General features: G+C 66.6%; 9 protein-coding genes. 5 read left to right on the forward strand and 4 right to left on the reverse strand.

Translation table 11 applies throughout. The annotated features are described in order from the left end of the window. Positions 1–316: 316 nt before the first annotated feature. Positions 317–1474 (forward strand): FAD-dependent monooxygenase, encoded by a 1158-nt coding sequence (locus PSO31014_RS15205; protein ID WP_150552370.1) that lies wholly within the window; start codon positions 317–319, stop codon positions 1472–1474. Positions 1475–1556: 82 nt separating this feature from the next. Beyond that, positions 1557–2402, forward strand: a complete 846-nt coding sequence (locus tag PSO31014_RS15210) for an IclR family transcriptional regulator (RefSeq protein ID WP_150552371.1) — start codon at positions 1557–1559, stop codon at positions 2400–2402. A gap of 31 nt (positions 2403–2433) precedes the next feature. Here PSO31014_RS15210 and PSO31014_RS15215 read toward each other — a convergent pair whose 3' ends face one another. Beyond that, positions 2434–3066: an ArsR/SmtB family transcription factor gene (locus tag PSO31014_RS15215; protein WP_174976540.1), complete on the reverse strand. Its 633-nt coding sequence runs from the start codon at positions 3064–3066 to the stop codon at positions 2434–2436. Between the two features lie 213 nt (positions 3067–3279). On the opposite strand from PSO31014_RS15215, the gene PSO31014_RS15220 reads away from it, so the two are divergent. From PSO31014_RS15220 to PSO31014_RS15230, 3 genes are all read left to right on the forward strand, one after another. Continuing rightward, positions 3280–4509, forward strand: a complete 1230-nt coding sequence (locus PSO31014_RS15220; protein ID WP_150552373.1) for a cytochrome P450 family protein — start codon at positions 3280–3282, stop codon at positions 4507–4509. A gap of 213 nt (positions 4510–4722) precedes the next feature. Then, positions 4723–6111, forward strand: coding sequence for an MFS transporter (locus PSO31014_RS15225; RefSeq protein WP_150552374.1), 1389 nt, complete (start codon positions 4723–4725; stop codon positions 6109–6111). A 100-nt stretch (positions 6112–6211) separates the two neighbouring features. Beyond that, positions 6212–7465 (forward strand): Hsp70 family protein, encoded by a 1254-nt coding sequence (locus tag PSO31014_RS15230; protein WP_150552375.1) that lies wholly within the window; start codon positions 6212–6214, stop codon positions 7463–7465. Between the two features lie 17 nt (positions 7466–7482). On the opposite strand, the gene PSO31014_RS15235 is transcribed toward PSO31014_RS15230, so the two are convergent. From PSO31014_RS15235 to pgl, 3 genes are read right to left on the reverse strand one after another with little or no spacing between them, the layout of a single operon-like run. After that, complete coding sequence (locus tag PSO31014_RS15235; protein WP_150552376.1) at positions 7483–8982, reverse strand: AMP nucleosidase; 1500 nt, start codon at positions 8980–8982, stop codon at positions 7483–7485. A gap of 22 nt (positions 8983–9004) precedes the next feature. Beyond that, positions 9005–10903, reverse strand: a complete 1899-nt coding sequence (locus PSO31014_RS15240; protein WP_174976529.1) for a bifunctional transcriptional regulator/glucokinase — start codon at positions 10901–10903, stop codon at positions 9005–9007. After that, positions 10881–11558 carry a 6-phosphogluconolactonase gene (pgl, locus tag PSO31014_RS15245; protein ID WP_150552377.1) on the reverse strand — a complete coding sequence of 226 codons (678 nt, stop codon included), beginning with the start codon at positions 11556–11558 and terminating at the stop codon, positions 10881–10883. Before pgl ends, PSO31014_RS15240 begins: the two co-directional genes overlap by 23 nt. Positions 11559–11617: the final 59 nt, after the last annotated feature.

Raw genomic sequence — 11617 nt, forward strand, 5'->3', positions numbered from 1 at the left:
AGCGAAGCTTAGGCCAGGTGACGCATGAGTCCCGCAGCGGAGATTCACGAATTGATAACAACAAATTGGCGTGCTAACGCGCGGGTGCGGCGACAAAGATTGCCGCCCCAGCTGCATAGCGAACGGCACCGTTCGTCCCGCGGGCGTTGCCGGGCGTCCTGGCTCGCCTCCCGTCAGGGCTTGTCCGTTTCCTCGGGATTTACCCGAGGATGCCTTGCCTTTGATCGAATCAAAAACAATAATATTTGAACATCATGTTCATATTTGAACTTATTATTTTTCTGGTTTGTCGTCACTTTCGTCAAAGGATGTTCCCATGCAAGCTCCTCTCATCGGTATCAACGGTGCCGGCATCGGCGGTCTGGCCGCCGCCATCGGCTTACTGCGCGCAGGTTTCCGTGTGCGCGTGTATGAGCAGGCAGCGCAGTTCGCCCGGGTCGGCGCGGACATCAACCTGACACCCAACGCCGTGCGCGCGCTCGACGGCCTCGGGGTCGGCGACGCCTTGCGCCAATCGGCCGCGCAACCGAGCCATCGCATCAGCCGCACCTGGGATTCGGGCGAGGAGACTTCGCGGCTGGAGATGGCCCGCACGGCGCAGACGAAATACGGCGCGCCGCAACTCACGATGCACCGCGCCGACCTGTTGCAGGCGTTGGAGCAGGCCGTGCCCGCGACATCGATCGCGCTGGGCAAGAAACTCGTATCGTTCGAAGCGCCGGGCAACGCGCAGCCCGGCCCCATCCGACTGGCGTTCGCGGACGGCACGCACGACGACGTCGATGTGCTCATCGGCGCGGACGGCATCCACTCGGTCGTGCGCACCGGCCTGTTCGGGCCGGAATCGCCGGAGTTCACCGGCGTGGTGGCGTATCGCGCGGTCGTGCCCGCGGACAAACTCGACGGCGTGCCGAATCTCGGCGCGTTCACGAAGTGGTGGGGACCGACCCCGTCGAGCCAGATCGTGACGTTCCCGCTCAATCTCGGCCGCGACATCTTTGTCTTCGCCACGACGCCGCAGGACAGCTGGACGTTGGAATCGTGGACGGCACCCGGCGACGTGCACGAGTTGCGCGCGATGTACGCCGACTATCACCCCGAAGCCCGCGCCCTGCTCGACGCGTGCGACAGCGTGCTGAAGTCGGCGCTGTATGTGCGCGATCCGTTACCGCAATGGTCGCGCGATCGGGTGTCGCTGCTGGGCGATGCGAGCCATCCGATGATGCCGTTCATGGCACAAGGCGCCGGCATGGCGATCGAAGATGCTGTGGTACTGTCTCGCCACTTGGCGGCCGTGGGCCCGAGCGCCGAGCGCGCCACGCTCGCCGCCGCGCTCGCGCGCTACGAGGTATCGCGACGCGAACGCACGGCACGCGTGCAGATCGGCTCACGCGGCAACCAGTGGCTCAAGGAAGGCGGCAATGCCGACTGGGTCTACGAGTACGACGCGTGGCAAGTCCCGCTCGCGGCCTGAGTGACCTGCGGCGGCGCAAGTGCGATCGCTGCGCCGCCCTTTATCGATGCTCCCGATGCCCCCGATGACTGGAATCGACCGCATGAACAAAGCTACGCAAGACGTTGAGTCCACGACCGACGCGCAAGACACCGGACACGCGGGCCTCGTGACGCCGGTCATGCGTGCGCTCAAGCTGCTGCGCTTCGTGGCGGACGGCGGGTCGACCGCCAATGTCAGCGACGTCGGCCGCCGCATTGGGGTGAATCGGGTGACCGTCATGCGTTTGATCGAGACGCTCCAATTCGAGGGCGTGCTGGAGCCGTTGCCGCAGGGTGGCCATCGGCTCGGATTGAATTTCCTGACGCTGGCGGCCAGCGCACTCGCCGGCGAGGATCACCTGGCGACAGCGCGGCGCGTACTCACGCGCGTGACGACCGAGACCGGACTATCGAGCTATCTCACCGTGCTCGACGGCGCCCAGGTTCGCTATCTGCTGTGCGAAACGCCGGCGTTGCCGCTCGTGAGCAATATCCGCGCGGGCAGCCGCGTCACGGCGCATTTGACGGCACCGGGCCGGTCGCTGCTCGCGCATCTGAGCACCGAGCGCCGCCGTGCGTTGCTCGGGCCGGAACCGCTCGCTGCCGCCACGGCGCAAAGCGCACGCACGCATGCTGCGCTCGACGCACAGCTCGAACGTGATCGCGACGCCGGATGCGCCTGGAGTCAGGACGGCTTCGAAGCGGGTATCGACGCCTGCGCCGCCGCTGTGCTTGACGCTCACGGCAGACCGTTGGCAGCCCTGAGCGTTGCCGGTCCGCGCTCGCTGGTGGGCACCGATACGTTGACGCGCGAGCGCACCGCGCGAGCGGTGAAGTCGGGCGCTGCCGATCTCGCCATCCTCCTGGCCGACGCACCTGCGTTTCTCGCCGCTGCCGAGCGGGGCTGAGCCTTCGTTACTTCACCGCCACCGCCTCGCTTCAGAGCGCGATGGCCGCGAGCTTGCGTTCCCCTAGTGGCGTGACGCGCAACGCGCGCGGCTCCCGTGTGGGTTCGAGCCACTTGGCGTCGAGGCAGGTGCTGAGCAGCGCCGCCCCCAACGCGCCGCCCAGATGCGGCTTGCGCTCGCTCCAGTCGGGGCAGGTGCAGGCGAAGCGGCGTCGATGGGCGCGGGCCGTGGCGAGGTTGACACCCACGGCCGTGAGTCCCTCCACGCCCATATCCGTGAGCGCCACGTCGCTACCGTCGATCCGGAGCCAACGGTGCGCATGCATCCGCGCGAAGAGATCGACCGCAACTTCCCCAGCGAGATGGTCGTAGCAGGTCCGCGCGTGGCGAAGCGGCATCGGCGTGGAACGACTGACAGGGACAGAGCGCGGCCGCAGGTCCCGCGTGGCAAGCACGGCGCTGGCAAGCGCTTCGATGGCCGCGGCGGTCTCGGGCGTGGCGATGCGGAAATAACGGTGGCGTCCGCGCGCTTCCTGCGCCAGCACGCCGCCGTCGACCAGTCGGGCAAGATGGCCGCTTGCACTGGAAGGCGACAGCCCGGCCACCAACGCCAACTCCCCCGCCGGGCGGGCGGAACCGTCCATCAACGCCCACAGCATGGTCATGCGCCCGGCATCGGCGAGCAACGCGGCGAGCGAACTGACGCCGGGGGCGTGATCTCTTGCGATGTCCACAGCAGGACTCCTGTCAGGATGATGAAGCGCAGCATCGGCAGTATAGGCTGGGGGATGCGTTCAACACTTCAGCATGGGATGAAACGTGCCGGTCGGGCGATGCGCCATGATGAACCCCGTCCCCGTCAAATCGAGATGCCCGCCATGATTGCCGCCACCGCCGATCTCCGCACCGTGCCGCCGCCCGCCAATGCGCTGGCCGCCGTCGTGCATCCCAACCCGTATCCGTACTACCAGTCGCTCGCCGCGCGACGTCCGTTCGATTTCGATGCCTCGCTCGGGATGTGGGTCGCCGCCAGCCCGCAAGCCATGGCCGCCGTGCTGCGCCATCCGGCGTGTGGTGTTCGGCCGGTTGGCGCGACCGTCCCGGCGGCGTTGGCCAATGGCGCCGCCGGCGACTGGTTTGGCGCGCTCGTCAGGATGAACGACGGCGCCGCGCATGCGGCAATGAAGCCCTGGCTCAAGGCACGACTCGCCACGCTTCATGCCGACGGCGCCCCCCTCGACCGGCTGCGCAACGCCAGCCAGGCCGCCTGTGCAGACGCCTATCTCGCCCAAGGGGAGACTCCCTGTGCGCGCCTCGACGACTTTGTCTTCCGTCAGCCGATCTATGCCCTCGCGGCGTGGCTGGGCGTTCCGCCCTCACAGTGGGTCGACGTGTACGACGACGTCCGCGCGCTGGTCGCGGCGATGGCCGAGTCCTCCCAGTCGTCTCCGCGCGCCGAGACGCTCGCACGCGGACACAGCGCCGCCACGACGCTTCGCCATCGCGCCATGCGCTGGCTCGACAACGATGCCGCCCCAGGCACTTGGTTGCGCGACACGGCGCGAAGCGCCGCGCGCGACGATGCCATCGACTACGGGGCGCTCACGGCGAATGTCGTGGGCCTCTTTACACAAACGCATGACGCCTGCGCCGGACTCGTGGCCAACAGCCTGCGCAGAATCGCGCAGCACACGTCGCAAGGCGCGATGCCCTCCGTCAACGGTGCTCAATCACTACCGGCCCACTTCGCCGTTGCCATCACGGCCATCGGCGACGTGATCCGTTACGATCCGCCGGTGCAGAACACCCGGCGATTCCTGCACGCGCCCACCATCATCCATGAACGAACGCTCGCCCGCGGCGATGCGATCCTGGTGGTGCTTGCCGCCGCGCCCGCCGGTGCCGCGCCGGACGACGTGGCCTGGACCTTCGGGCACGGCGCCCACACCTGCCCGGGACGCTCGCCGGCCAGCACGATCGCCGCCATCGGCGTGCAGACGATACTCGACAGCGATGTCGATCTCGCCGCCATTGCGACCGGCTCGACGTATCACCCGCTCGGCAACATCCGGATCGCTCGCTTCCACGATGGCGCCACGGCGGCTTGAGGCAAGTGATTGCTATCGATGAACGTGTTTTAACCATCGGAACACGGGTTCCATCCAACAAAACACAACGGAACAAGTGAAACCCTTGTAAACACAAGGCTCCGCGCCAGGGCACCGCGTGGTCCAGGAATTTCGGGCAGGATGGCGCTTTCGTTGTGCGCACCGCCCGCTTTGGCGTCACGGTGCTCGCCCGTCCCGTCTTCCGTTGCTCACATGTCCGACACACACACCGACGGTATGCCCATGCCCGCCCGGGTATGGGCCGTTGCGACCGTCATGCTCGCGATCTCGCTCGCGGTGCTCGATGGGGCGATTGCCAACGTGGCGCTCCCCACGATCGCGCGCGACCTCAACGCCAGTCCCGCCACGTCGATCTGGATCGTCAACGCCTACCAGCTCGCCATCACCATCTCGTTGCTGCCGCTCGCCGCACTCGGCGAGATTGTGAGTTATCGCCGCGTCTATACGGTCGGGCTCGCGCTGTTCACCGTCGCCTCGCTTGGCTGTGCGCTCTCGGATTCGCTCGTTACGCTCACGCTCGCCCGCGTGGTGCAGGGCTTCGGTGCGGCCGGCATCATGAGTGTGAACACCGCGCTGGTGAAAGCCATCTACCCGTCGCGCTGGCTCGGGCGCGGCGTCTCGCTCAACGCGCTCATCGTTGCCATCTCATCCGCCGCGGGCCCGACGATTGCCGCCGGCGTGCTGTCCATCGCGCACTGGCCGTGGCTCTTCGCCATCAATGTGCCGCTCGGCGTCGTCGCGTTTGCCATCGCCGTGCGCTCGCTGCCCGACACGGCCCGCGCCTCGCACCCCTTCGACTGGACCGGGGCGCTGTTGAGTGCGCTCACCTTCGGCTTGCTCATCTCCGGCATCGACGCTTTCGGGCATGGCCAGGCGCGTTGGCTGGTCGCGCTCGAAGTCGCCGCCGCGCTCGTCATCGGTACGGTCTTCGTGCGACGCCAACGCACCCAGCCCGTGCCGCTGTTGCCGCTGGACCTGCTGCGCATTCCGATTTTCGGGCTGTCGATCTGCACGTCGATGGCGTCGTTCTGCGCGCAAATGCTCGCGTTTGTCGCGCTGCCCTTCTTCCTGCAGGATTCGCTCGGCTTTGATCGTGTGCAGACCGGCTTGCTGATGACGGCCTGGCCGCTCACCATTGTTGTCGTCGCGCCGCTGGCCGGGCGGCTGCTGGAGTATTACAAACCGGGCCTGCTCGGCGCGATCGGTCTGGCGGCGTTCGCCCTCGGCCTGCTCGCGCTCGGCCTGCTGCCCGCGCACCCGCAATCGGTCGATATCGTCTGGCGCATGGCCCTGTGCGGTTTCGGCTTTGGCCTGTTTCAGTCGCCCAACAACTACGCAATGCTGATGGCCGCGCCCGCCCATCGCAGCGGCGGCGCGAGTGGCATGCTGGGCACCGCCCGCCTGACCGGGCAGACGACCGGCGCGGCGCTCGTGGCCCTCATCTTCAGCGTCGCTCCGTCGGGCTTCGGCACGCGCGCCTCGCTCTATGTCGCGGCCGCGTTCGCTGCGGTGGCGGCCGTGGTGAGCAGCCTGCGCACGCTGCCCGCCGCCCAGCCTGACGCGAATTCGGCACGCGGATGAGCGTCGTGCAGCGCTCGCCGGAGCGCCTCCATCCGGTCGACCGTCCGGCCGTGCTACACTGCCGACCTTTTACGGCTCGCCTGTGCGGGCCGCAAATGCCATGAGCTTCTGCGCCATCGATTTCGGCACTTCGAATTCTGCCGTCGCCGTGCAAGACGGCGCCGCCATGCGTCTGGTCGAGCTGGAAGCCGGCTACGGCACGCTGCCGACCGCCGTATTCTTCAATGCCGATGAAGGTGGCCGCGTGTCGTTCGGCCGTCAGGCCGTCGCCGATTACGTCGATGGCTACGACGGGCGCCTCATGCGCTCGCTCAAGAGCCTGCTCGGCTCCTCCCTGATCGAAAGCACCACCGACCTCGGTAACGGGTCGGCGATGCGCTATATCGACATCATCGCCACGTTCCTGCGCCATCTGCGCACGCACGCGCAGAAATCCAGCGGCGGCGATTTGCGTCACGTGGTCATGGGCCGCCCCGTGTTTTTCGTCGACGACGATCCGCGCGCCGACGCGGCCGCGCAACGCTCGCTCGAACAAAGCGCGCGCGACGTGGGTTTCCATGACGTCCATTTCCAGTTCGAGCCGATTGCGGCCGCGTTCGATTACGAATCGCGTCTGAGCGATGAACAGCAGGTGCTCGTCATCGATATTGGCGGCGGCACCTCGGACTTCTCGCTGGTGCGTGTCGGACCGGAACGGGCACGCCATCTGGATCGCAAGGACGACGTGCTCGCCCACCACGGCGTGCATATCGCCGGCACGGACTTCGACCGCCGCATCGAGTTGGCCACGATCCTGCGCGAACTCGGTTACAAGGCGCTCGGTCCCGACGGCAAGGAAGTGCCGAACCGGATCTATTTCGATCTGGCAACCTGGCATCTGATCAACACGGTCTACACGCCGAAGCGCGTTGGCGAACTGGCGCTCACGGCGCATCTGTACGCCGACCCTGCCCATCACCGGCGCCTGATGCGCACGGTCGAGCAACGCCTTGGACACGCGCTCGTCGGTCATGCCGAAGACGCGAAGATCAACGTCGCCTCAGGCGGCGAGACGCGCATCGATCTGTCGGTGATCGAACGCGATCTCGCGGTCGCGTTCTCGGAAGCGGGTCTGGTGGAAGCGGTCAGCGACGAAATCGCGAGCATCACGGCAGGCGCCGTGCATACGGCGGCGTTGGCCGGCCTGCGCGCCGAGGATGTCGATGCGCTCTACTTCACCGGCGGCTCCACGGGGCTGCGCAGCCTTTCCGGTGCCATGTGCGCGGCCTTTCCGAAAGCAACACCGGTATTCGGCGACCGGCTCGCCAGCGTGGCGCTGGGTCTGGGCATTCACGCCAGGCGCGTGTTTTCCTGAGCGGTCGCCGGCGTCCGTTACTGAAACGCGACTTCGTTGAAACTGCGCAGCTTGCGACTGTGAAGACGATCCAGACCGTTATTGCGCAGCAACTCCATCGCCTTCACGCCGATCTTCAGATGCTGGTCGACGCGTTCGCGATAGAACCGGTCCGCCATGCCGGGCAACTTCAGCTCCCCGTGCAGCGGCTTGTCGCTCACGCAGAGCAAGGTGCCATACGGCACCCGGAAACGGAAGCCGTTCGCCGCAATCGTCGCACTCTCCATGTCGAGTGCAATCGCCCGGCTTTGACTCATGCGCTGCACCGGCTCGCGGTGATCGCGCAATTCCCAGTTGCGATTGTCGACCGTGACGACCGTGCCCGTGCGCATCACGCGCTTGAGTTCGAAGTCGTCGAGTTGCGTGACGTCGGCCACGGCTCGCTCGAGCGCAACCTGCACCTCGGCCAGCGGCGGCACCGGCACCCATAGCGGCAGATCGTCGTCGAGCACGTGATCCTCGCGCACGTACCCGTGCGCCAGGCAGTAGTCGCCCAGACGCTGCGAGTTGCGCAGCCCGGCGCAATGACCCAGCATGACCCAGGCGTGCGGGCGCAGCACGGCAATGTGATCGGTGATGGTCTTCGCGTTGGAAGGTCCCACGCCGATATTGACCATCGTGATGCCCGTGTTGTCCGGGCGCACGAGGTGATATGCCGGCATCTGCGGCAGGCGCGGCGGCGGCGTGCCTCGCGCGTCGAGCGCGGCAATGTTCTGGTTCCAGTGCGTGACGTTGCCCGGTTCGACGAACGCCGTGTACTGACTGCGATATTCGCGTAAGGCCGGATCGTCGGTCGCGCTCATCAGCTCGCGTCCCAGTTCGACGAACTCGTCGATATAGAACTGGTAGTTCGTGAAGAGCACGTAGTTCTGAAAATTTTCGGGCGACGTCGCCGTGTAATGGCGCAGGCGATGCAGCGAGTAATCAACGCGCGGTGCCGTGAACAGAGCCAGCGGCAAGATCTCGCCGGGCATCGGATCGCGCGTGCCGTTCACGATGCTGTCGTCCATGGTCGCCAGATCGGGCACGTCGAACGCGGTGCGCATGGCGCGCAGATGCGTCTGATCGAGATCGCCTTCGAGGTACACGCCGTCCTGAAAGGCGAAGTGCACAGGGATCGGCTCGTCGGACACGCCCACTTCGAAGGCCACGCCGTGATTGTGTGCCAGACGGCGAAGCTGCTCGACGTAGTAGTTTTCGAACAGATCCGGTCGCGTGACCGTCGTCTGATAGCTGCCCGGCCCCGACACGAAGCCATAGGACAGGCGCTTGTCCAGTTGGGTGATATCTTCGGTGGTGATGCGAATGAACGGGTAATGCGCACTCACGCGCCGTGCCGCCTCCTTCTGCGTGGAGAAACGGTCGAAAGCGGCGCGGAGGTACGCCGTGTTGGCATCGTAAATCGTCTTCAGGTAGGCAACGGCTTCCACCGGATCCGCGATCGATCGGGTGGCATGGACGGGTTCTTGTTCGGACATGCGCAAACCTTTTCTGTCTTGATCATGAGGGTGAGTATGCGCCCATTGTGACACGACCGGCAGGCGTCTCCGCGTCCCGTCCGCTGCCGTGGCCAAGCCAGTCGAGCGCGCCCTCGCCGGCCGTCTCCGCCCCTGGCCCGGCGCGCCGTATCGCCACGCCCACGGCGAGCACGTCGATCGCCGCGAGGTGCAGAATTCTCGCGATCATCGTCACGTGAGCGCCCATCGTCTCGACGTGATCGTTGGGCAGCACGAGCGTCGCCTTGCGCGCGAGCGGCGAGTTGCGCGCCGTGAGCGCAATCACTTTCGCACCGCGCGCCACGGCGATGTCGACCGCTCGGTTCAGATCCGCCGAGCGGCCCGACGCGGAAATGGCGACCACCACATCGCCGTCTCCCAACAGTGCCGCCGACGCCTGCAACAGATACGGGTCGCCGTACGCGATGGTCGGCATGCCGAAGCGGAAGAACTTGTAGTGCGCGTCCTGCGCGATCACGCCGGAGTTGCCCAGCCCGTAGAACTCGATGCGGCGGGCACCGTCGAGCAAGGTAACGGCCGCCTCGAGCGTGCGCGCGTCGAGATGCTCGCGCATCTGCAGAATCGACGACACGGTGTTGTCGAGCACCTTGGCGCTGAATTCCGCCGCCGAGTCGCCCACGTGCACCTGTCCATGACGCACCGGCAGCGTGCCGGTCAACGCACTCGCGAGTTTGAGTTTGAAGTCCGACAGTCCCTGGCAGCCGAGCTTGCGGCAAAAACGAATGACCGTGGGCTGGCTCACCCGCGCCAGACGCGCGATTTCCGACACCGGCTCCGCGAGCAGGGCACGCGGTTGCTTGAGCGTGAGTTCGGCCACGCGCTGCTCGGCCGGGCTCAACCGGTCGCGCAACCGATGCAGACGGTCGATCAGCGCGCCCGCGCCCGCCGCATGCGTGCCGAGCTGTTCGGCAAGGATGGCGGACGTGCCCAGGAACGCCGGATGATCGGCCGTAATGACGTAAGTCGGAATCGCCTTCAGATACGCCTCGAATCGTCCCTTCGCCTCGAAGCGCTGACGAAACGGTGAGTCCTCGAACAACGTGCCGAGCTTCGGAATCACGCCGCCCCCCAAGTACACACCGCCCACCGCGCCCAGCGACACCGCGACGTTGCCCGCGAGCGTGCCCAGCATCGCGCAAAAGCAATCGACGGTCTCACGCGCGAGCGCATCGCCCGCCTGGGCGAGCTTTACGATGGCGGGCGTCTCCAGCGATGGCGCCGGGCGGCCGTCTCGCGCCGCCAAGGCTTGATAGACGAGCGCCATGCCGGGACCGGCCACCAGACGCTCGAACGACACGTGCGGGAACTGCTTCCACGCGTAGCGGAGCACCTCGATTTCGCGCGCGTCCGCCGGCGCGAACGTCGTGTGCCCACCTTCGCTGCCGAGCGCGATCCAGCGATCTGCCGCTGGAATCAAACCGGACACCCCAACGCCGGTGCCGGGACCGAGCAAGCCGATCACCCCCCCCGGCTGCGGTGCGCCGCCGCCCACCTGACGCTTCTGTGCCTCGGACAGGTAAGGCAGCGCCATCGCCAGTGCGGTGAAATCGTTGACGACCAGCAGCGTCTCGAAACGCAGCGCACGACGTGTCGCTTCAATCGAGAAGTGCCAGTCGCGATTCGTCATGCGCACCTCGTCGCCGGCAATCGGATTCGCAATCGCGATCGCGGCATGCCGCACCGGCTCAGCGTGATCCGCCTCGTCAAGATACGCACGGATGACTTCGGGAACGCCGGAGAAATCGTCGCAAGCATAGTCGCGGATCTCGACGAGATCGCCGGGTGCGAGTTCCAGCGCGAACCGGGCGTTGGTACCGCCGATATCAGCCAGCAGTCGCGGACCGCTTACGTGCGGCGGATTATTCCTCACTCCAGAAGACATCGATGTTCACTCCTTCACAGTGGATCAGCCGGGAGATGGCGTTGTCCTGCACCTCGGCCTGCGCCGCTTCGAAGACGGCGCGTTTGGCCGGGCCTTGAATTTGCAGCAAGAGGCGCTCGCAGGACGCGAGCGCGGCGAGCGACCACGACACGCGCAGGTGCGGCGCGTGCTGCGGCTGCACGAGCACGAATTTGTCGTGCGTGGCGATGGCGTCGTGCCATTGCGCCGCGTCGGCGAAGAGCGACGCCGTATGGCCGTCCTCGCCCATGCCGAGCACGGCCACTTGCGGCACGCCATGCCTCCACGTGTCGTTGAGCGTTCGCACCTGCAGCGCGGCGGACGTCGCGGTGTCCACCAGCGGCAACCAGTGCCCACCCGTCGCACCGGGCAGCAGTGTCTCGGCCACCAGCCGGGCATTGCTCTCGGCATGGGTGGGCGGCAGCCAGCGGTCGTCCACGAGCGTGATGTCGACGTCGCGCCACGCCACGGGAAGCCGGGCCAGTTGCAAGAGAAATGGCTTCGGACTCGTGCCGCCCGACACGGCCAGCAGCGCGCGCGGACGAATCGTCAACGCTTCGTCGAGCCGCGCGACGACGGCGTTGGCGAGCGCCAGCGCCTGTGCCTGCCGCGTGGGAAAGGTTCGCCAATGGATCATGGGTGTCTGCCTCCGGTTGACTTGGCGTTGGACCGACGCGCCGCGCCCGGCAATCCGCC

The organism is Pandoraea soli (assembly GCF_902459595.1).
Taxonomy (GTDB): domain Bacteria; phylum Pseudomonadota; class Gammaproteobacteria; order Burkholderiales; family Burkholderiaceae; genus Pandoraea; species Pandoraea cepalis.

Excerpts from the sequence above, each read along its gene's own strand:
- PSO31014_RS15225 (WP_150552374.1), top strand. The coding sequence starts at position 4,723 with ATGTCCGACACACACACCGACGGTATGCCCATGCCCGCCCGGGTATGG.
- PSO31014_RS15235 (WP_150552376.1), bottom strand. The coding sequence starts at position 8,982 with ATGTCCGAACAAGAACCCGTCCATGCCACCCGATCGATCGCGGATCCG.
- PSO31014_RS15215 (WP_174976540.1), bottom strand. The coding sequence starts at position 3,066 with ATGACCATGCTGTGGGCGTTGATGGACGGTTCCGCCCGCCCGGCGGGG.
- PSO31014_RS15205 (WP_150552370.1), top strand. The coding sequence starts at position 317 with ATGCAAGCTCCTCTCATCGGTATCAACGGTGCCGGCATCGGCGGTCTG.
- pgl (WP_150552377.1), bottom strand. The coding sequence starts at position 11,558 with ATGATCCATTGGCGAACCTTTCCCACGCGGCAGGCACAGGCGCTGGCG.
- PSO31014_RS15210 (WP_150552371.1), top strand. The coding sequence starts at position 1,557 with ATGAACAAAGCTACGCAAGACGTTGAGTCCACGACCGACGCGCAAGAC.
- PSO31014_RS15220 (WP_150552373.1), top strand. The coding sequence starts at position 3,280 with ATGATTGCCGCCACCGCCGATCTCCGCACCGTGCCGCCGCCCGCCAAT.
- PSO31014_RS15240 (WP_174976529.1), bottom strand. The coding sequence starts at position 10,903 with ATGTCTTCTGGAGTGAGGAATAATCCGCCGCACGTAAGCGGTCCGCGA.
- PSO31014_RS15230 (WP_150552375.1), top strand. The coding sequence starts at position 6,212 with ATGAGCTTCTGCGCCATCGATTTCGGCACTTCGAATTCTGCCGTCGCC.